The sequence below is a fragment of the Moraxella caviae genome (assembly GCF_002014985.1).
Lineage (GTDB): Bacteria > Pseudomonadota > Gammaproteobacteria > Pseudomonadales > Moraxellaceae > Moraxella > Moraxella caviae.
The window spans coordinates 20,559-42,019 of record NZ_MUXU01000039.1; the positions used below are offsets into that span (position 1 = coordinate 20,559).

Sequence of the window (21,461 nt, forward strand, 5' to 3'; positions counted from 1 at the left end):
GACAGTCATCGCCCACTACCGATAACTGAGCGCTTCTGCCAGCTGCGCCGTGCCAATCTCATCAAGCCCTGCCAAATCAGCAATCGTGCGTGCCACTCTTAGCACACGGTGATAGCTGCGTGCCGACAGATTAAGCCTTGCTTGCGCCACTCTTAATAGCTGCTGCTCGGCATCACCAAGCGGCGCCACTTTGTCAATTTCACTGGGCGAAAGCTCGCTGTTTGGCTTATTTTGGCGTGCCATCTGACGCTCTCTGGCTGCCAGCACGCGCGCTCGCACCACTTCCGAGCTTTCACCCGCTGGCGCAGTTTGCAGCTCGTCAATCGGCATGGCTGGCACATGAATGTGCAAATCAATGCGGTCAAGCAGCGGCCCTGAAATCTTATCCTGATAGCGTCTCACCTGCTCAGGCTTGCAATGACAACGCCCAGAACCATCGCCATGATAGCCGCACGGACACGGATTCATCGCCGCCACCAGCTGAAAATTGGCAGGAAAGCGCACTTGCGAATTGGCACGGCTGATGATGATTTCTTTGGATTCTATCGGCTGGCGCAGCACTTCTAAAGTCTTGCGGTCAAATTCTGGCAATTCGTCCAAAAACAACGCCCCAAAATGCGCAAGGCTAATCTCGCCGGGCTTTGGCTTGGAGCCGCCACCCACCAGCGCCACCGCACTGATGGTGTGATGGCACGCACGAAATGGGCGCACGCCAAACTCATACTCCGCACCTGCCACCGAATAAATGCTCGCCACTTCCAGCGCTTCTTCGTCCGAAAGTGGCGGTAAAATACTCGGCAAGCGGCTCGCCATCAAAGTTTTGCCAGAACCCGGAGAACCTGTAAACAGCAGCGAATGTCCGCCTGCTGCGGCAATCTCCAGCGCGCGGCGTGCGTGGTGCTGCCCTTTTACGTCCGCCAAATCCAGCGCATAGCTGTGCGGTTTGGCGTCTGGCGTGTGCGTGATGACGGGCAAAAGCTGGGATTTGTCATTACTGATGCCGCTCACCACGTCCAAATGCCTGCACACTTGCTCAAGCGTTTCGGCTGCCAGTACCGTTACGCCTGCCACTTTCGCCGCTTCAATGGCGTTTTCTTTTGGTACAATCAGCGTGCGTGGCGCAAGGTTTTCGTTGGCGTTGTCGTTGGTATTTTGTGCGCCAAGCGTTTGGCTTGCCTTGATGGCGCGCGCCACCGCCAGTGCGCCTGTTACCGCACGCAGCTCGCCATTTAGTGCAAGTTCGCCAATAAATTCATACTCGCCAAGCACCGATTCATCAAGCTGACCGCTTGCCGCCAGCATACTGATGGCAATCGGCAAATCTAGGCGCGCGCCATCTTTGGGCAAATCCGCAGGCGCAAGATTGATGGTCAGACGGCGATTTGGAAAGTCAAATCCGCTGTTTAAAATTGCCGAGCGCACACGATCTTTACTCTCACGCACGCTCGCTTCAGGCAAGCCAACAATCGTCAAAGCAGGCATTCCTTGCGACAAATGCACTTCCACCGTAACATTTGGCGCGTGCAACCCCACCACCGAACGGGTAAAAACTTGAGCAAAAGACATAATTTCTCCTTGTGTCGCACACTTTTTGTCTTGATTGAATGGGTTTTGGCTAAAATTTGGTTTAGTTTGACTTGGCTTATTTTAACTGGATAAACTTCTCATCTTATCCATGATTTACACCACAAGCCAAGCCGCAACCAAACCACCATTTAAGCCTTCAAATACTGCGCAGATAAATCTTGGATTTCCACCGCATATTGCACGTCTGCCACATCGGCAAAGTGCGCCTGCAGCACCGTCATCACACGCCCCACCAATGCCGATTTTACGTCATCGCTGCGCCCAGCCAACAAAGCAATCTTCGCTACCACAAAATGCTCGCCATCGCCTGCTTCACCGAGTCCAATTAGGCTCACAGGTGCGCGGTAAATGCGGCTTTTGATGTCTTTGGCGGCACGAAATTCACCGCTGGCAAACAGCGTTTCATTCACCGCTTTTAGCAGCGCTTTGCCATCTTGCAAAGGCAAATTTTCAGAAAGTTCAATCACAACGTGTGGCATAAAAATTCCTTGATGGATTTTAAAAAACTTAGGGCTTGACCGTTACCAGCACACGAATGCTGTCAGGCACTAAAGATAACTGCGCCAACGCTTCCAAACCTTGCGCGCGCATGGCTTCGAGCTGTGCGATTTCATCATCACGCACGTTTGGATTGATGGCTTGCAAGCGTTTTAAGCGCCCAATTTCTTTATTCATGTACTCGCCAAATTGCGCCTGCGCTGCCGCTGCGATGTCGTCCAGCTGCTCATTTGCCAGCGTTTGCGCACGTTTCGCCTGCGTCTCAATCACCGCTGAGCGCACCTTGATGACTTGGCGAGCCTTGGCTTTTTCTAGGCGTTCGGTCAGTGGCAGCAGTTTTTCAGGCGTGGCAACCGCACTCAAATCATCGCCACGCTCAGTCAAAAACACTCTCAATACTTGTTTTGGCAAATAAGCCGACAAATTCAGCTGCTTTGGCGCAATCACTTCTACTCTAAAGTTGCTCTCCACCAGCACCATGCCTTGTGGCATTGCCGCAGATTTTAGCAGTGCCACTTGCGTATTGCCAAATGAGCCGCTCGTTACCATCTCCAAAATTGCCGTAACCAGCGGATGCTCGTAAGTCATGTAATCCATGTCTTCACGCGCCAACGCCTGCGCACGGCTAAAGGTGAGCGTCATGCCATCTTCATCAAGCGGCAAACTTTCCACGCCGTCATTATCAATCTCGCCGCCATCAATCGGATGCACAATCCACGAATGATCACGCTGCACGCTGTAATCCATGTTCACCGCTTCAAAATAGCGGTCTAAGAACATCGGCAAAAGTTTGGCTTCGTCCAGCTCGCTCATCGCTTGGGCAATGCGCAAAGACGCATTCGGACGGCAAGAATTATACTCCAGCAATCTATCACGCCCTGCTTGCAGCTCGGCTTCTAGCTCCACACGCAAATTTGCCGCGCTGGCGATAAGTTCGGCAAATTCGTCCGTTTGCCCGCCTTGCTCCAAAAGCGGCTTGAGCGTGGCGATGTATTGCTCTTGGACGGTTTGGGCAGTTGGGCTGATTTGATTAAAAATATTGAGTGCGCCATCATACCAATGGTACAGACGCTCTTGGGCAGTGCCTGCGATAAAAGGAACGTGCAGCGTGATTTTGGCAATCTGTCCAATGCGGTCAAGTCGCCCAATGCGCTGCTCAAGCGTGTCTGGATTGGCTGGCAAATCAAACAACACCAAATCCTGCGCAAACTGAAAATTGCGCCCTTCTGAGCCAATCTCCGAACACAGCAAAATCTGCGCACCGCTCACATCGGCAAAATACGCCGCCGCCTGATCTCGCTCAAGCAAGCTCATCTGCTCGGTAAAGACAGCCGTCTTGATGCCAGCGTGCAGACGCAGCACCGCTTCTAGACTTTCAATGGTCGCCCCAGAACGTGCAATCAGCAGCACTTTTTTGTGTTTTAATTCATCACGCAAAAGACTAATCAGCCACGGCACACGCGGATCGCTTTCCAGCCATGAGCCATCTGGGTAATTTTCTTCGCCCCATAGTTGCTCACGCAGTTTGCCATGCGTATAATGCGTGTCTTGCCAAGCGGCAGGCAGTGGCAACGGATAGGCGATACTTGTGCGCCCATGAAAACCTTGCACGCTGTCTCTGGTATTACGAAACAGCACACGCCCTGTGCCATGACGGTCTAAAAGCTCGTTAATGACGTGCGTGCGTAATTTGTCGTTGTCGTTAATGTCAGCCAGCTCGTTTTCACTAAAGCCCAACAAACCTGACACCGCGCGGATTTGCTTGTCAGTCAGTGGCTTGCCATCAATCAGCAAAGTCGCCACCATTGCCACATCGGCAAAAGCGTCTTGGGCGGCGATAAAATCTTCTAAGTCATCAAAACGGTGCGGATCAAGCAAGCGCAAGCGGGCAAAATGACTCTCCACGCCCAGCTGCTCTGGCGTTGCGGTCAAAAGCAGTACGCCTGCGGTGCTTGCCGCAAAATCCGCCACCAGCTCATATTTGTCGTTGCCGCCTTGCTCGCTATCCCAGTGCAAATGGTGCGCTTCGTCCACCACCAGCAAATCAAAACCAGTCGCATACGCCTGCTCGTACAAATCACGATGATCCAATAGCAAATCAATGCCAGCGATGATAAGCTGCTCGGTGGTAAAGACGTTTTGGTCAGGGTTATGCTCTTTAATAGACGCAGTGCGCACCAAATCAAACAGCGCAAAATCCAAATTAAAACGGCGTTTTAGCTCAATCATCCATTGATATTGCAAGCTGTCTGGCACCAGCACCAGCACACGATTCGCCTTGCCTGTCAAAATCTGCTGATGGATAATCAGCCCAGCTTCAATGGTCTTGCCAAGCCCCACTTCGTCTGCCAAAAGCACACGCGGCGCCAAGCGTTTACCGACTTCATGGGCGATGTACAGCTGGTGCTTGATGATGTCCACGCGCGCACCAATCAAGCCACGCAGCGGATGGCGGTTTAGCATGGTTTGTAGTTTTAGTGCGTCTTGGCGCAGATCATAACGCTCGGCATTTTCAATGCGCCCAGCCAGCAAACGCTCAAGCGGCTTGGCAAGCTGAATATTTGCCGCAAGACGTGTCTCCATCAGCGACTTGCCGCACGTCAGATGATAACGCATGACGCTCGCCACTTCTTCGCAGCGCTCCACGATGTACTGATTGCCGTCTTGGTCGCTCACCGTATCGCCTGCCGAAAACACCACACGCGACAAAAGCGCAGACGCCTTGGCATAGACGCGCGTCTCTTCGGATTGCGGAAATAAGATATGCACGCAGCGTTCATCTACGTCAATCACCACACCCAGCCCAAGACTGCTCTCAGAATCTGACAAATAACGCTGACCAATGGCAAATACTTGATTCATAAACTACCCACCCGTTAGGGAATGATTTTTCTTGTTGTTTTGATGGTGAATACCGACACCAAACTTCCTATTTTACTAAAATTTCACAAAAATTTCACGGATTACTTATCAGCACAAGGCGCAAATTTTTTCAGATGGTTTTTGGGTGGTTTTCGGACGGATTTTAGACAGTTTGACAAACAGCTTTTCTGGCAATTTCTACTCACCGCCCAATCTTAATTAGCAAATTTCAGCCAAGCACACAAATCTATCAAGCAAGCACAAGACAACTTAAACCCATCGCCAAGCTGTGCTACAATGGCAAGGTTTTATGTTTTGGCGACTTGTGCGCCGCTTGAAATGAACGCAAGTTTTGCGTACAAATTTCACCCACAAACGCCACCATTTCACCGATAAACCAAACCCATAAATCACCACAAGGAACGCCAATGAAAGCTGTATTTTTGGACGCTGGCACGTTTTCGCCGCAAATTGATTTGTCCTTGCCAAGCTGTATCAGCGCATACGAGCGCTTTGACAGTACCGACACAGACGCACAAATTTTGGCACGCTGCCACGATGCTGACATCATCATCACCAATAAAGTGCTGCTTGGCAAAGACATCATCGCCCAGCTGCCCAAGCTAAAACTGGTGCAAATCAGCGCCACAGGCATAAATAACGTGGACTTACAAGCCTGCCAAGCGCACGGTGTCAGCGTGCAAAATGTCGCGGGTTATTCTGTTAAAAGCGTGCCAGAACACACTTTTATGCTCATGCTGAACGCCCTGCGTGCTGGCAATTATTACCACCGCACCGCCACTGATGGCAGCTGGCAAGCCGATGGGCGTTTTTGCTTGCTGAATGAGCCGATTTTTGATTTGGCGGGTCGTACGCTTGGCATCATTGGCGCAGGCAACATCGGCAAACGTGTGGGCGAAATCGCGCGCGCCTTTGGCATGGCGGTGCTGTATGCCGAACATCAGGGCAAAGCGCCACGCTCGCCTGAATACACCGCCTTTGATGATGTGCTTGCCAAGGCGGACGTCATCAGCCTGCACTGCCCGCTGACCGACAGCACCGCCAATCTCATCAACGCACAAACCATCGCCAAAATGCAAAAACAGCCGCTAATCATCAATGTCGCTCGTGGCGGCGTGGTGGACAGCCAAGCGGTGGTGGACGCACTGCACGCAGGGCAAATTTTAGGCTATGCCAGCGATGTGTTTGCGCACGAGCCTTTTGCCGATGACGAGCCACTGCTTGCCGTCAAAAACCACCCGCGCGTGTTTTTCACACCGCACAACGCTTGGGGCAGCCTTGGCGCACAGCAAAAATTATGGAAAATTCTGTGCGATAATGTGGCTGGTTTTGTGGCGAATTTTAAGGCGAATGCCTAAACTTTAAACTGGGTTAAATTGGTGAAGTTAATAAGCTCAAACGACAGTCTTGCCTTTTAAAACCATCAACCATTAAGCCGATAAAGCCTAAAAACAAAAACCCAAACAAAAAACACCTCCAAAAAATTTGAAGGTGTTTTTTATTGTTCTAATCAAATCATGCGACAAATCACATGACTTTCACACGATTTGGCTTGATTAGATAACAGTGATACCCTCTTGGATATACACTTGAGTGCCTGCTTCAGTAGCATAAGCGGTGTAGCCTGCTGGAGCGGTATCCGCTTGTGTAAAGCCAGCGATTACAGGAGCGCCTGCAGTGCCGCCATTGCTACCTAGGTCTACAGTTGCTTTGGTTGCGCCTTGAGCCATGTCGATAAACAGACCTGAGAAAGTCACTTGAGTAGCTTCTGCACCGGCTTCAGTAGCAGGAACGTCAAAAGTGCGTGCTTCTTGCTTCATTGCGTCTACTTGTGGAGCAACCAAGTCAAGCTCTACTGCGCCAACAGTCAGCGGAGAAGCAATCGATACGTCATTGATGGTTACTTCATTGGCTGCAACACCGCCTACGGTGTAAGTGATGTTTTCAGCGTCTTCCACCAAGCCGTCAGCCAATACCGGTGTAGTGATGGTGAATGATTCTACGGTAGAATCTACATTCACAGTGCCGTCTGCATTTACGGTTACGCCTTGGCTGTAGATTGCTTTGCCAAAGTCGGTAGCGTCTGCAGTACCGCTGGTTTCAACTGCCAACTTGTCCACACCGTTTTTGTTATTCAAAGTAACGGTGGTTACCAAATTTGCGCCTTCATTTACGGTAGCAGTGCTTGCTACAGCAGTAACAACAGCAGGAGCAAGGTCGGTTTGTGCAGTAGCAACAGCAGTATCACCGCCAACAGTTGCGGTTACGGTAACGTCGGTGTTGTTAGTTGGTACAGGCAGCAATACTTCAACTTGGTTTTTCGCCAAATCTTCGGCAGTCAAAGGTTTGTTATACAACTCGTTGCCTGCTTGGTCGGTTACTTTCAGGACATCGCCTTCTTTGTAGCCGGCAGTACCCAGTTTGTTAATAAATACGCGAACGGTCGGCGCGGCTTCTTTTTCAAACAGATCAGAATGCTCAACAACGCCGTCAAGGCCAGTATTGATGATTACTTCTAGTTGCTTAGAAGCATTCAAATCTTCAATCGTAAACGTAGGGCCGTTTACTGCTTCACTGGTGTTGCCCGCTGGATCGGTAGCAGTGACTTTACTGCTGTAAGTCGCATTAGGATTCAATGTGCGAACATCCACGCTCCAGTTGCCGTCTGCGTCCACTACGGTTTTTGCAGTGAATACTTTGCTTGGATCGTTCACGTCAGTAACCGTTATAGTAATGGTATCGCCCGGAGTGCCTTTACCAGAGAAAGTCGGTGTTCTGTCGTCAATGATAGACTTGTCTGCAATCTCGCCTTTTACCGTACCGAAGTCGTCAGTTGCAGTAAATGTGAAACTGTCGGTCGCTGGCGGTGTGGTGTCAAGCGTAAATGGATTGCCTTTGGTTGGCTCACTGGTCGCACCTGTCTTAGGGTCAGTAACAGTGATGGTGCTGGTGTACGTGCCTTCTGGCAAGTTTGGCTTCATCACCACTTCCCAAGTACCATCTGGTTTTACAATGGTAGTTACAGGATATGAAACGCCAGTTTCGCCATGGGTAACAGTAACGGTAACAACATGACCCGGAATTAGCGCATTGCCGCTAAAGGTTGGGGTGTCGTCATTGATCACAGGTGGTTGATCACCATCTTTGGTTGGCGGCACAATGCCTACATGCTCTTGCGCACGATCAGCCGTTGTTACGTTTGGAGATTTAGGCTGAACATATGCCGGAACTTCACGCACAGGGGCTTCTGTTGGCACTTCGGTTACTGGAGGAGGAGTCTTGTCTTTGCCATCGCCTTCACCTTGGGGCTTCTCTTCTTTCTCTTCTTCAACAGGCGCTACTGGAGCTGCTGGAGCTGGTGCTGGCGAATCATCGCTGCTGCCACCTGCTGCCGCTGCGATACCACCGATGGCTGCTGCGCCTAGTAGCCATGGCCAGATTGCGCCTGCTGCTGCCACGCCAATCCACCATGGAGCCAAAGCAGCTTCACCACCCAACGCCTGACCTTCCACATCATTGATGGCAAGTTTGGTAACGTAGTCTGCTACTTCGCCAGTGTCTGGGATGTAGTAGTAGTATTCGCCGTTTTCAGCTTGACCGATTAGGGCTGCTGAGTCTTCGTGGTCGTAGAAGCCTTCTAGGATAAGGTCGTCTTCTTTGCCTTCATCTTCTAGTGAGATGTGTAGGTCGTTGCCCACACGTTTGGTGATGATGTGGTCAGGGGCGACGTTTTTGACTAGGTCGATGAACTCGTAGTTTACGTTCTTTTGTGCTTTAACAACGGTAGGCTGACCATCTTTGGTTACTACCGTGATTTCTTGCAGTGTTTCGTTCGTGCCATGCACTTTTACAAGAATGTTTTTCATAAAAATCTCTTGAATGAAGTTATTTTAAATCAACTTAAGTTTTGGATTTGGTGTTTGGTTATTAGTTTGGTACCACAACCATCACACGGCGGTTTAGCTGACGACCTTCTTCGGTGTCGTTGGTTGCTACTGGACGTAGCTCACCAAAGCCTTGTGCGCTGATGCGGTTTGGTGCGATGCCATAATCTGTGATTAGTGATTGACGTACGGCAGCAGCACGGCGCTCTGAAAGTGCTTGGTTGTAGGTTTCGCTGCCGCGAGAGTCAGTATGACCTTCTACAATCACTTGTGCGTCTGGATAGTCTTTTAGGAAGTTTGCCGCTTTGGTAACTTCTGAGCGGTATTGTGGTTTGATGTCTGATTTGTTGGTGTCAAACAAGATGTTCAAACGAATGTTTGGACGGGTTTCAACGTAGTATTCAGATTGTGGTGCTGGCACTACTGGTGCTGGTGCAGGTGCAACAACTGGTTCTGGGCAGTTGTGTGCTTGTACACGGCTGATTTGGTGTGCTTGACGATAAGTGCCTTGTAGTAGGTTTGCAGCAGTTTGTGCGTCTACTTGGCGTAGGGTTGGTTGGAAAGTGTTTGCGTCTGCTGCTACAGCAAAGTAAACAGTTTCACCAGCGGCAAGTTTAAGGTTTACTGCGCCTGCGTCTAGGTCGTTGATTTTAGCGGCAGTTGGAACAGCAGACAGTGCTACATCGCCTGCACATACGACGCTTGCTGAGTAGTGATTGTCTTGTACACTTACCAAGAAACGATCATCAAGACCGATGTTAGTGCTTGAATCTGGATTGGCAACGTTTTCAGTTGCAGGGCGGATAAATACCAAAGCAGCAGTGCGATCATCTAAAGCGATGTTTTGTACATCAGATACCATGCCTGAAGCTGATTTGTTCCATGTTACCACGTTTTTAGCTGGAGTGGTCGTGCTGCAGGCGGTTAGGCCTACGACAGCGGCTAGGGCTGTGGCTAGGGGAATGTGTTTAAAAGATAGCATTGCAAATCCTTATAAAATAAGCGCGAAAATACGAGCAAAAATAGTAAACCAAACTTACTATCCATGCTTGCCTTGTTATGGTGCTGCAAAAATTGCAAGTTTTGGTTGCTTAATTATACTATACTTCTAGGCGGTGTGCACTTGTCTTAACAAAACTTGAACAATTATTCTGATAAATTTACAAATTTCAAATGACGGCTTGAAACTGGGTGGCTTGGGCACTAAAATCTCAATAAATTACAGCAAATTCACGATAAAAACATAAAAATACCGACTATTTAAATGCCGTATTTTCATAAAAATTTTGAGCAGTGAATGGATTGAATTTATAAATAATTGAATTTGGTGAATGATTGAACTTAGTAAATGATTGGACTTGACAAATAATCTTGGGATTTGACCAGATGACTGCTTGAGGGATTGGGTGGAATTTATGCTGTGTTTGGCTTTATTCCAAATAAGCAAAAACCCCTAAGACTGATTCATCTTAAGGGTTTGAATGTGGAGCTCTTGGCGAGAATTGAACTCGCGACCTCTCCCTTACCAAGGGAGTGCTCTACCCCTGAGCTACAAGAGCGAAACTTGTAATATGGAGCGGGTGGCGGGAATCGAACCCGCACCATCAGCTTGGAAGGCTGAGGTTCTACCACTAAACCACACCCGCAGGGTAGAGGTAGAAAATATGGTGGTGGGGGAAGGATTCGAACCTTCGAAGCTTTCGCGACAGAGTTACAGTCTGTTGGGTTTGACCGCTCCCCAACCCCACCTGAGCGTCAGGACTTTTCAAATCATCAATGCGATGTTACTTTGAAAAGTTAAGCCCACAAACGGGGCTTTACCTGAATATTTTCTTAGGAATGGTGCCGGCTGCCGGAGTCGAACTGGCGACCTACTGATTACAAGTCAGTTGCTCTACCAACTGAGCTAAGCCGGCGGTGTTTCCTAAGTGGTGCGTATAATACCACATTTTCAGATGTGCGCAAGCTCTTTTTTCAAAAAATTTGATAAAAGTTTATAACTTATTGATTTTAAAATATATTTATTTTTAAATTTTTTTGGTAAAGTTGCGCACATTCATAGCCAAGTATCTTTTTTGCACCCTACTTGGTTTACTTTTAAATAAAATAAGTATGAATTGATGGGTTTTTGTTGAGAAATTAGGGTTTATAAGCCGTTATTTTTATCAAATTGAGCTGCACACCAAAAAACAGCCAAAATCAGCGTTTAAAAAAACCCAACCAAACGGCTGGGTTTTTATCAGTGCAATCATTGCCATCAAAGCAATCAATCCCCTTGATAGCCTTTTAACTTCAAACGTGCCTTGTGCAGCAGCGGCTCGGTGTAGCCAGACGGCTGTACCGCACCTTTAAAGATAAGGTCGGCAGCGGCATTAAAGGCAATGTTATTGTCAAAATCATCTGCCATCGGACGATACGCAGGGTCGCTGGCGTTTTGTGCATCCACGACTTTCGCCATGCGTTTTAGTACGTCCATCACTTCATCTTTGGTTACGATGCCGTGCGCCAGCCAGTTGGCGACGTGCTGAGACGAAATGCGTAGCGTTGCACGGTCTTCCATCAAGCCCACGTTGTTAATGTCTGGCACTTTTGAGCAGCCCACGCCCAAATCCACCCAGCGCACCACATAGCCTAAAATACCTTGGCAATTGTTTTCTAGCTCACGGGTTTTTTCTTCGGCGCTCCAGCTGGTGTCGGTTGCCAGCGGAATGGTCAGCAAATCATCAAGACTTGGCACAGCAGCTTTAGCAAGCTCTTCTTGGCGGCTCATCACATTACACTGATGATAGTGCATGGCGTGAATGACAGCGCCAGATGGCGATGGTACCCACGCACAGTTCGCCCCAGCTTGCGGATGTTCAATCTTCGTGCGGTACATATCCGCCAGCTCGTCAGGCTTAGGCCACATACCTTTACCGATTTGCGCTTTGCCACGCAAGCCAGCACCCAAGCCAATGCCCACGTTACGCTCTTCATAGGCATTAAACCACGTTTGCCCCTTAATCTCGCCCTTGCGCACAAATGCGCCCGCATTCATGGCGGTGTGGATTTCATCGCCCGTTCTGTCCATAAAGCCTGTATTGATAAAAATGGTGCGGTCTTTGGCTTTTTCAATGCAGTTTTTCAGGTTTGCCGATGTGCGGCGCTCTTCGTCCATGATGCCCACTTTGATGGATTTGGCAGGCAAGCCGATGGCTTTTTCGGCACGCTCAAACAGCTCCACCGCAAACGCCACTTCTTCAGAGCCGTGCATTTTTGGCTTGACGATGTACATTGAGCCAGTGCGAGAATTGCGCAAGGTATTTTCGCCACGAATGTCAATGGCGGTCAGCATTGGCGTGATGAGTGCGTCCATAATACCTTCAAAAATCTCTTCGCCATTCACCAAAATCGCAGGGTTGGTCATCAAATGCCCCACGTTGCGCAGCAGCATAACCGAGCGGCCGTGCAAGGTTTTTTCGTTGCCGTTTAGGTCGGTATAAGTGCGGTCAGCGTTTAGCGTGCGTGTGATGGTTTTGCCATTTTTTTCCATCACTTCGCTCAAATCGCCCTTCATCAAACCAAGCCAGTTGCGATAGCCTTCCACTTTCTCTTCTGCGTCCACCGCTGCCACCGAGTCTTCTAGGTCTTGAATGGTGGTAACCGCTGCTTCTAGCACCACGTCTTTAACGCCTGCTTTGTCGGTTTGACCGATGGCGTGTGTTGGGTCAATTTGGATAATGGCGTGCAAGCCATTGTTTTTTAGGATAATTTCACTTGGGTTGTCGGCATTGCCATTAAAGCCCACCAGCTTATCATCAGCCAAAGTGGCGGTTTTATCGCCCAAAGTCGCAACCAATTTGCCGCCATCAATCGCATAGGCAGTTACGTCAGCGTGCGAGCCGTCTGTCAGCGCAAAATGCTCATCTAGGAAATTTTTGGCAAATGCCACCACTTTTGCACCGCGCACAGGGTTGTAGCCCTTGCCTTTTTCTGCGCCGTCCGTTTCTGGGATTACATCAAAGCCATACAATGCGTCATACAAGCTGCCCCAACGTGCGTTGCCAGCGTTTAGCGCATAGCGAGCGTTACGCACAGGCACAACCAGCTGCGCCCCTGCGATGGTGGCAATCTCATCGTCCACGTTTTCGGTGGTGATGGTAAAATCCGCCACTTCTGGCTCAAGATAGCCGATTTCAGTTAGGAAATTTTTATAAGCGCCCAGCTCATAGGCGTTATTTTTGTGCCAATCGTCAATTTTGGCTTGCAATTCATCACGGCGAGCGAGCAATGCTTTATTTTTTGGGGTCAAATCCAGCACCACTTGCTCAAAATTTTTCCAATAAGTGTCGCTGTCTAGCTTCGCCACAGGCAGTGCTTCATTTTCAATAAAGTCAAACAAAATTTTATCAATGGCAAGTGCGCCTTTGGTGATACGTTGGGTAGCCATAATTTTTTGTCCTTAAAAATTGGTGTGGTGGTCGAAAATTGACAAGAAAACCGTTCGTGGTGAGCTTGTCGAACCATGGCGGTTTTCGCTACCCTTCGACAAGCTCAGGGCGAATGGAAAACCGATTAAACCTTTAAAATTAAACAAAAACGGTGCTTTGCGTGAGTTGCAAAACACCGTTTTTACGAACTTGGAAAACCAAGTGGCTAACGTCTTATACAAGGAAGGCGAACGCAGGTGTACAAGTAGTACATCAAGTGAGCCTGACGCCGTAGAAGCGTTAGTCCACGCAGGTTTTTAGCCGCCAAATTGGTTCATGGTGTTCTTGCTTGCATCACCTGCTTTTAGCGCATTCTCACCAGAGAAAATCTCTTTGTGATCGTCGCCGATGTCAGAGCCCGCCATCGCTTGGTGCTTCACGCAAGCAATACCACCACGGATTTCTTTACGCTGAACGCCTGCCACATAAGCCAGCATACCTTCTTCGCCGAAGTAGCCTTTGGCAAGTTCGTGCGTTGATAGCGCTGCGGTGTGGTAAGTTGGTAGCGTGATTAGGTGATGGAACACGCCTGCTTCACGCGCTGCGTCCGCTTGGAAAGTACGGATTTTCTCGTCCGCATCACGCGCAAGCTCGCTGTCGTCATACTTGGCGTTCATTAAATCTGCACGCTCGTAGCCTGACACGTCTTTACCTTCAGCAACCCAGCGGTCGTACGCTTGTTGGCGGAAGTTGATTGTCCAGTTGAACGATGGCGAGTTGTTGTACACCAATTTAGCGTTTGGCACTTGTTTTTTCACATCACGCACGAAGCTTGCGATGCCTTCTACGTCTGGCGTTGGCGTTTCGATCCAAATCATGTCCGCGCCATTTTGTAGTGAAGTTACGCAGTCTAGTACCACGCGGTCGTGCTGAGTGCCTTCACGGAACTGATACAAGCCAGATGGCAAGCGAGTTGGGCGGTGTAGTTTGCCGTTGCGCTTGATAAGGATTTCGTCTTCTTTGGCTTCTGAGATGTCAATTTCAGTGGTTTCAAGGTAGCTGATGTATTTGCTTGCCAAGTCGCCCGGCTCACGAGATACAGGGATTTTTTGGGTAAGGTCAGCACCTTCTGAGTCAGTGCGCGCCACGATTACGCCTTCGTCCACGCCAAGCTCCAAGAACGCATAGCGAACGGCGTTGATTTTGGCTAGGAAGTCTTCGTGTGGTACGGTTACTTTACCTGCTTGGTGACCACATTGTTTTGCGTCTGATACTTGGTTTTCGATTTGGATAGCGCACGCACCTGCTTCGATCATTTGCTTGGTTAGCAAGTAAGTCGCTTCTTCGTTACCAAAGCCTGCGTCAATGTCAGCGATGATTGGCACAACGTGCGTTTCAAAGTTGTCGATTTGCGCTTCGATTTCTTTTACTTTTGCGCTATCGCCAGCAGCTTCAGCTTTTTGCATGGCGCGGAATAGATCGTTTAGCTCTTTTGCGTCTGCTTGACGAAGGAAAGTGTAGATTTCTTCGATCAGCTTAGGCACAGAAGTTTTTTCGTGCATAGATTGGTCAGGCAATGGGCCAAACTCAGAGCGAAGTGCCGCCACCATCCAGCCTGATAGGTAGATGTAGCGTTTGTTGGTTGTGCCAAAGTATTTTTTGTTGGCAATCATTTTTTGCTGAGCGATAAAGCCATGCCAGCAGCCCAAAGATTGAGTGTATTTGGTGTGGTCAGCGTCATACTCTGCCATGTCTTTACGCATGATGGCAGCGGTGTATTTGGCGATGTCAAGACCAGTTTTGAAACGGTTTTGTACAATCATGCGAGCCGCATCTTCTGGGCGAATGGCATTCCAAGTACCGCCAAGTTTTTCTTTTACTTTGCGAACGTGTTCTAGAGCAGATTGATAAGTCATGATAATTTCCTTAATGTTCATGGTGGTCAAAAGACCGTTTCTACTAACACCAAAAAGGCAAGTTGCGCTTGCATTTTTCGTATGCTTAGAATACCCAAAGCAACAGGATTTATCCAATATTATAATCAAATGTTTGCTATTTATTAAGAAAATACTACCATTATTTCGCTATTATAAATCTGCGTAATTTTACGGTAAATTTTATAATTGATTGATTTTTATAAGATAAATTACTTACATAAATTCACATATTTTTAATTAAACGCATAATATTTATTAAAAAATCTAACGAATTTTGATGAAAATTTGTCTAAAATTTGTGCTTGAAAAGCGTATTTTGTGCTAAAATTGAACAATCATACACCTAAAATTAGCGCTTTTTTGGATAATTTTTAGCACCTTTGATGGCTGTCAAGCGCTATTTTTAAGCAGTAATCATTTTTAAGCACAAAACACATTTTATCAATTTAACACGCAAGCACCATGACACAGCTCACCACCCTTGCCGATTATTTGCACAGCACAGGCTCGCTGACCGCCCTGCTTGAAGCCAAAGCTGGCAAGGCTTTGACGGTGCAAGTGCTGTATGAAGGCTTTCGTCCGCTGACACGCCCTGAAAAGCAAAGTTTGGGACTGGTGCTGCACCGCCCTGCGCTTGGCAAGGTGCGCACAGTGGCGTTGTACGGCAATGATGCCGAGCCTTGGGTGCGTGCCACAAGCATTTTTCCTTTGGCGCATTTGACAGGCAGTGCAAAACGCCTACAGCACCTAAAAACCACGCCCATCGGCTATGTACTATTTAAGCGCAGACGCACGCTGCCGCACACACGCACGGTTCGCTTTGATAACGATTTAAACGCATGGGGCAGGCATACGGTGTACGATTGGTACGGCAAAAAACTGCTTATCAGTGAGTGGTTTTTGCCAGAATTTGCGGCAAGGCTTGGGTAAAGGCAGGTTTGGTTTATAGGTTGGATTGGCGGCAAATCGCAGGTTGGGTTAGCGCAGTCTTGTAAGCTGGGTTAGCGCAGCGCAACCCAACGATTAAGAGCTGACTTTAAACCAATGTTGGGTTTTGGCTTTGCAAAGCCCAACTTACCTATCCAACCACAGCCCTTCGACAAGCTCAGAGCGAACAAAAAACTACACCAATTCACATTTTAGGCAATCGCTGAACTTGATAGATTTTCGTTCCACTCAACCCAACTTACCTATCGTCATTTAATCCAACTTACAAATTGGTTTGGCATTATTCATAGCACCTTTTAAAGAGAACTCATCATGACAAAATTCATCATTGGTATCATTATTGGCTTACTTTTAAGCTTTGGCTTTGATAAAGTCTCCACCCACCTAAAGGCTGACGAATGCCTAGACGCTGGCGGCAGTTTTGATTATCAAAGCGAAACGTGTGATTATGGCGATGGCGCACAAGGCAATAAAAATCACGGCAACTAAACTTGCACGGCAAACAAATGCCCAATCATGAAAGAATTTCAGCTTAATTGAAATTTTTATCCACCAATTTACCGTGCATTTATGCCAAGATTTGTGATAAACTAGCCACGTTATTTTCACTTCTTAATCTTTTCACTATTGATAGGTTATTTTATGTATCAAGAAATCTCACTACACGCCTACGATCCAGAGCTTGCCGCTGCCATGGACAAAGAAACCCAGCGCCAAGAAGATCACATTGAGCTGATTGCTTCTGAAAACTACTGCTCACCTGCAGTGATGGAAGCTCAAGGCTCATCATTGACCAACAAATACGCTGAAGGCTACCCAAACAAGCGCTACTACGGCGGCTGTGAGCATGTGGACGTGGTGGAGCAGCTGGCGATTGACCGTGCCAAAGAATTGTTTGGTGCCGACTACGCCAACGTTCAGCCACATTCTGGCTCAAACGCCAACGCTGCCGTTTACCTTGCTCTACTAGAAGCGGGTGATACCGTGCTTGGCATGAGCCTTGCGCATGGTGGCCACTTGACGCATGGCGCAAGCGTGTCTTTTTCTGGCAAAACTTACAACGCCGTGCATTATGGCATTGACGAAAACGGTCTTTTGGACTATGACGAAATCCAGCGTCTTGCCAACGAACACAAGCCAAAAATGATCATCGCAGGCTTCTCAGCTTATTCACAAGTGATGGATTGGCAGCGTTTTCGTGAGATTGCCGACAGCGTAGGCGCATATTTGTTCGTGGACATGGCGCACGTTGCAGGTCTTGTGGCGGCTGGCGTTTACCCAAGCCCAGTTCAAATCGCTGACGTAACCACAACCACCACGCACAAAACCTTGCGCGGCCCACGTTCTGGTCTGATTCTTGCCAAGAAAAACGAAGAAATTGAGAAAAAATTAAACTCAGCCGTTTTCCCCGGCACACAAGGCGGCCCGCTGATGCACGCCATCGCCGCAAAAGCGGTTTGCTTTAAAGAAGCGATGAGCGATGAATACAAAGCCTACCAACAACAAGTGGTGAAAAACGCTCAAGCGATGGCAAACACCATCATCGCGCGTGGCTATGATGTGGTGTCTGGCGGCACGCAAAACCACCTAATGCTTATCAGCCTAATCAAGCAAGAAATCACCGGTAAAGAAGCCGACAAATGGCTTGGCGATGCGCACATCACCGTGAACAAAAACTCAGTACCAAACGATCCAAAATCACCATTTGTAACCAGCGGTATCCGTCTAGGCACGCCTGCCGTTACCACTCGTGGCTTTAAAGAAGCTGAATGCGTGGAATTGGCGAACTGGATTTGCGACATTTTGGACGCACGCGGCGATGAAAAAGTGCTTGCTGAAGTGCGCACGAAAGTTGCTGAAGTTTGCAAGCGTTTGCCAGTATACGAGCGTAACACCAAATAATCGCTCTTGCTGCAATTTGCACTTTGTAATTTGAAATCCACAAAAAACCGCCCAGCGTGATCGTTGAGCGGTTTTTTGGCTTTTAGGCTTTAAGCGTTTTGAGCTTTGAGCGTTTTAGCTTTTATTAAACCCAATTCAATTTTTACAACAAAACGTGCGGTACAAACAGGCTTGTGTCTTTGGTGATGGCAGTGAAATCTTCACGCACGCCAATGCCTGCTGAGCCATGCCCCACAATCCAGCTGCCAATCAGCGTGTGCATGACTTGACCTTGATTGTTAGTAAACACAGGCAGAGCTTGTGCTTTTTGATAAACAAAGCCTTCTTTGCCATAATCGCCGCCCGTTTGCTCGGTTTGCCCTTGGGCGTGCAGCGTGATGCTCGCCCCTTCACGAGAATAAAACGGCTTTTGCACATAATCTGCACCAAATTGCGCCAATTTTTCAGGCTCAAGATAAGCAGGCAAAAGATTTGGGTGATTTGGGAACAACTCCCACAGCACCGCCAAAATCGCCTTATTGCTCAGCAATAGTTTATAAGCAGGCTCAATAAACTGCGTGCCGCTGCCAGCGATGTACTGCCCAAAACTTTCTGTAACCAGCCATTCCCACGGATACAGCTTGAACAAATGCTTAATCATCTCGCCTTGTTCGTCCACAAAACGCTGATTTGGCGCATGATAGCCAATCGCTCCCACGTCCAAAAAGCGTGTGGTAAGCCCTGCTTGAATCGCCACGTCTTGTAAATACTGCGTGGTGATGGTGTCTTCGGTGCTGGCAGTTACCGCTGCAAAGTGCAATTTGTCATCAGCGCCAAATCCCTGCGCCAGCGCACGAAACTCCACCAACAAACGCTCATGAATGCTGTTAAACTGATCTGCGCCTGCCAGCGCACCGCCCTGCGCCTGCAGCCAATACCACTGCGCCACGCTCGCTTCAAACAGCGATGTGGGCGTATCAGCATTGTATTCATACAGTTTTGGGGCAGATTTGCCGTCATAGCACAAATCAAAACGCCCGTACAGGCTTGGCGACTGCGCACGAAAACTCGACTCAATCAAGCCTGCCGCCACATCGCCAATCGCCAAGCGTGCATAATCGCCTGTCTTGACGACGTGCGCCGCCGCTTGCAGATACATCTGGTGCAGCTCTTCGGTAACACGCTCAAGCTCGTCTACCTGCGCTTCGTCAAGCACATAGCACGCATCTTCTTGCCAATAATTACCGTCAATGCTGTGATAATCAAAGCCGATTTTTTCCATCTCGGCTTGCCAGTCTGGGCGTGGTGTAACCGCAATGCGCTTCACGAGCTGACTCCAGTTGCCTGAGCGGTGCTGCCAAAGCCGCCACGCGCTGTGCTGTTTTGGCGGTCGTTTTGGTTTGCTGATTGATAATTTTGTGTGCTTTGTGCCGCACTTTGGCGTGTGCCTTGATTGGCGGTTTGGCTGGCGGTTTGATTAGCAGCTTGACTGTTTGCCGTTTGATTGTTTACTGGCTGCTGCGTCATGGTTGGGGTTTGTGCGGTTTTTGATGCGGCAGTGGCGGCAGCGTTGTTGCCAGCGGCTTTTGATGCCAAATAACCAGCCGCTGCACCTGCTGCTGCACCTGCCAATAATGCCGTGCCTGCGCCCATGCCTTCTGCGCTTGCTTCGCCATCGCTCAAGACACTTTGTTCAGCGGCAGCTTGCTCGGCAGCGGCTTGTTCTTGGGCTGCGGCAAGTTGCGCTTGAGCAGCAGCAAGCTGGGCTTCGGCTGCCAATACCGCTTCTTCTGCTGTTTGTGGTGCAGGTGCTTGCGCTTGCTCTTCGCCGCAAGCCGCCAAGCCAAATGCCGAACCTAAAAGCACCAAAGAAACTTGCGCAGAGCGGCGCGTGGTAAACTTAGCCATAAGATTTTCCTAAAGTTGAGTTTGTGATGAGTTTACAAGTGATTTGGCTGATGGTTTTGTGATTGTGATTTAAAGTTGTTATTAAAATCCATCGCCAAAAATGCACATAAAAGACGTATTATGTAAGCAAATGCGTGATTTTACAAGCATTTTGCGTGCTTTTTTGTAAGAATTTTTCGTGTAAAATTGACAAATCCGCCCCGCTTGATATTTCACCCATCGCCAAGCCGTGCTATAATAAAGCAATTTTATTGTGGGCAAATTGCCAACTTTTTACCAAATTTTCGCCGCACCAAATGCGCCATAGCCAATCGCCAAGCACCGCCATCACTGGCAACTTGGCATAGCCAGCACTTTGTTATGACAGACATCACACCAAAAGCCACGTCCAAAACCAGCAAAGCAGACAGCCTAAGCAGCCGTTTATGGCAAGGCTTTTTGACAACCGTTGGCACCGAGCGATTTTTCCACATTTTCTCACCTTGGGTAAAATGGCTTGGCGCATTGGCTGCGATTTTACTTGGCGTAGGTACGGTGTGGGGCTTAGGTTTTGCGCCCATTGATTACCTGCAAGGCAACAGCTACCGCATCATCTTTATCCATGTGCCAGCCGCAAGCCTTGCCATGAGCGTTTATTTGGCGCTGGCGGTGCTTGGGGTGATTTTTTTGGTATGGAAAATCAAAACCGCAAGCCTAGTCGCCCAAGCGATTGCACCGATTGGCTTTTGTTTTTGCGTTTTATCACTGCTAACTGGCGCAATCTGGGCAAAACCCACTTGGGGAACGTACTGGGTGTGGGATGCGCGCTTGACAAGTATGCTGATTTTGGCGTTTTTATACGCTGGCGTGATGGCGCTGTTTTCCGCCTTTGAACACAGCGCCAACCGCGGAAAAGCCGCCGCCGTGCTGTCCATCGTGGGTGCGGTGAACTTGCCCATCATCAAATATTCGGTGGATTGGTGGAATACTTTGCACCAAGGCGCAACCTTCACGCTCACCAGCGCCCCAAAAATGTCGGCAAGTATGTGGGTGCCGCTGCTTATCATGATGATTGGCACTTATTGCTTGGTGGCGGCGCTTGCCATTTACCGCACCAACACCCTAATTTTAAGCCGTGAACACAACAAAGCGTGGGTACAGCGTCTGCTTGGCAAATAATCCCACAAAAAGCGACACAACCAAACCCTAGGAACAATCATGAAACCGTATTTTACAAACCTAAGCGAATTTATGCACATGGGCGGTCATGGCAGCTTTGTGTGGGTGTGCTACGGCATTACCATCGCAGCGATTGTGGCGTGGGTGATTTTTGTCCGTAAAGAACGCCAAGCCACCATCGCCAAACTTAGTCGTCAAAATGGGCAATCGGCTCGCCTAACCAACAAACAGCGCACCGCCCAAGCCCAAAATCTTAATCGCTAAAATTACAACGACAAACCGTTTTTTAAACCAATTTTAAACGCATTTAAAACTAGGTTTTAAAAACCAAAATTTTTAAATCCTTATCCGCTGAAAATTGATAAGCC

Annotated in this window: 15 protein-coding genes and 4 tRNA genes; 6 read left to right on the plus strand and 13 right to left on the minus strand. The window is 48.7% G+C overall.

All coding sequences use genetic code 11. The annotated features are described in order from the left end of the window. Window positions 1-15: 15 nt before the first annotated feature. The 3 genes from B0181_RS06730 to rapA all read right to left on the minus strand — a co-directional run bounded on the left by B0181_RS06730 (window position 16) and on the right by rapA (window position 4,947). On the minus strand, window positions 16-1,566 hold the full coding sequence (locus B0181_RS06730; RefSeq protein ID WP_078276748.1) for a YifB family Mg chelatase-like AAA ATPase: 1,551 nt from the start codon (window positions 1,564-1,566) through the stop codon (window positions 16-18). A gap of 149 nt (window positions 1,567-1,715) precedes the next feature. Then, the gene (locus B0181_RS06735) at window positions 1,716-2,066 is read right to left on the minus strand and encodes a 5-carboxymethyl-2-hydroxymuconate Delta-isomerase (protein WP_078276749.1); all 351 of its coding nucleotides are present in this window, start codon (window positions 2,064-2,066) and stop codon (window positions 1,716-1,718) included. Between the two features lie 28 nt (window positions 2,067-2,094). Beyond that, on the minus strand, window positions 2,095-4,947 hold the full coding sequence (gene rapA, locus B0181_RS06740; protein WP_078276750.1) for an RNA polymerase-associated protein RapA: 2,853 nt from the start codon (window positions 4,945-4,947) through the stop codon (window positions 2,095-2,097). A 428-nt stretch (window positions 4,948-5,375) separates the two neighbouring features. Between rapA and B0181_RS06750 the strand changes: the two genes are divergently transcribed. Next, window positions 5,376-6,326, plus strand: coding sequence for a D-2-hydroxyacid dehydrogenase (locus tag B0181_RS06750; protein WP_078276752.1), 951 nt, complete (start codon window positions 5,376-5,378; stop codon window positions 6,324-6,326). A 198-nt stretch (window positions 6,327-6,524) separates the two neighbouring features. On the opposite strand, the gene B0181_RS06755 is transcribed toward B0181_RS06750, so the two are convergent. The 8 genes from B0181_RS06755 to B0181_RS06795 form a co-directional block, all read right to left on the minus strand. Then, a complete protein-coding gene (locus B0181_RS06755) occupies window positions 6,525-8,834 on the minus strand; it encodes an Ig-like domain-containing protein (RefSeq protein WP_078276753.1) in 2,310 nt (769 codons plus the stop codon). Between the two features lie 61 nt (window positions 8,835-8,895). Further along, complete coding sequence (locus tag B0181_RS06760; RefSeq protein WP_078276754.1) at window positions 8,896-9,834, minus strand: OmpA family protein; 939 nt, start codon at window positions 9,832-9,834, stop codon at window positions 8,896-8,898. Window positions 9,835-10,336: 502 nt separating this feature from the next. Continuing rightward, a tRNA-Thr gene (locus B0181_RS06765) sits at window positions 10,337-10,411 on the minus strand. Between the two features lie 13 nt (window positions 10,412-10,424). Next, window positions 10,425-10,498 (minus strand) — tRNA-Gly (locus B0181_RS06770). A gap of 19 nt (window positions 10,499-10,517) precedes the next feature. Continuing rightward, window positions 10,518-10,601, minus strand: a tRNA-Tyr gene (locus tag B0181_RS06775). A 91-nt stretch (window positions 10,602-10,692) separates the two neighbouring features. Further along, a tRNA-Thr gene (locus B0181_RS06780) sits at window positions 10,693-10,768 on the minus strand. Window positions 10,769-11,118: 350 nt separating this feature from the next. Further along, window positions 11,119-13,281: a malate synthase G gene (locus B0181_RS06785; protein WP_078276755.1), complete on the minus strand. Its 2,163-nt coding sequence runs from the start codon at window positions 13,279-13,281 to the stop codon at window positions 11,119-11,121. Between the two features lie 297 nt (window positions 13,282-13,578). Beyond that, a complete protein-coding gene (locus B0181_RS06795) occupies window positions 13,579-15,180 on the minus strand; it encodes an isocitrate lyase (protein WP_078276846.1) in 1,602 nt (533 codons plus the stop codon). Window positions 15,181-15,660: 480 nt separating this feature from the next. Here B0181_RS06795 and B0181_RS06800 point away from each other — a divergent pair, with 480 nt between their 5' ends. From B0181_RS06800 to glyA, 3 genes are all read left to right on the plus strand, one after another. Then, window positions 15,661-16,128, plus strand: coding sequence for a chorismate--pyruvate lyase family protein (locus B0181_RS06800; RefSeq protein WP_078276757.1), 468 nt, complete (start codon window positions 15,661-15,663; stop codon window positions 16,126-16,128). A gap of 330 nt (window positions 16,129-16,458) precedes the next feature. Then, window positions 16,459-16,635, plus strand: coding sequence for a hypothetical protein (locus B0181_RS12095; protein ID WP_158078943.1), 177 nt, complete (start codon window positions 16,459-16,461; stop codon window positions 16,633-16,635). Window positions 16,636-16,788: 153 nt separating this feature from the next. After that, window positions 16,789-18,048 (plus strand): serine hydroxymethyltransferase, encoded by a 1,260-nt coding sequence (gene glyA / locus B0181_RS06805; protein ID WP_078276758.1) that lies wholly within the window; start codon window positions 16,789-16,791, stop codon window positions 18,046-18,048. 142 nt (window positions 18,049-18,190) lie between these two features. Here the strand turns inward: glyA and B0181_RS06810 are convergent, their stop codons facing one another. After that, on the minus strand, window positions 18,191-19,354 hold the full coding sequence (locus B0181_RS06810; RefSeq protein WP_078276759.1) for a glutathionylspermidine synthase family protein: 1,164 nt from the start codon (window positions 19,352-19,354) through the stop codon (window positions 18,191-18,193). Continuing rightward, complete coding sequence (locus B0181_RS06815) at window positions 19,351-19,935, minus strand: hypothetical protein (RefSeq protein ID WP_078276760.1); 585 nt, start codon at window positions 19,933-19,935, stop codon at window positions 19,351-19,353. The genes B0181_RS06810 and B0181_RS06815 overlap by 4 nt, the downstream gene beginning before the upstream one ends. A 360-nt stretch (window positions 19,936-20,295) precedes the next feature. Between B0181_RS06815 and B0181_RS06825 the strand changes: the two genes are divergently transcribed. Both B0181_RS06825 and ccmD read left to right on the plus strand, forming a co-directional pair. Further along, window positions 20,296-21,093, plus strand: coding sequence for a heme ABC transporter permease (locus tag B0181_RS06825; RefSeq protein ID WP_078276762.1), 798 nt, complete (start codon window positions 20,296-20,298; stop codon window positions 21,091-21,093). A 39-nt stretch (window positions 21,094-21,132) separates the two neighbouring features. Then, entirely contained in the window at window positions 21,133-21,357 is a 225-nt protein-coding gene (gene ccmD, locus B0181_RS06830; RefSeq protein ID WP_078276763.1) for a heme exporter protein CcmD, read from the plus strand. The last annotated feature ends 104 nt before the right edge of the window (window positions 21,358-21,461 follow it).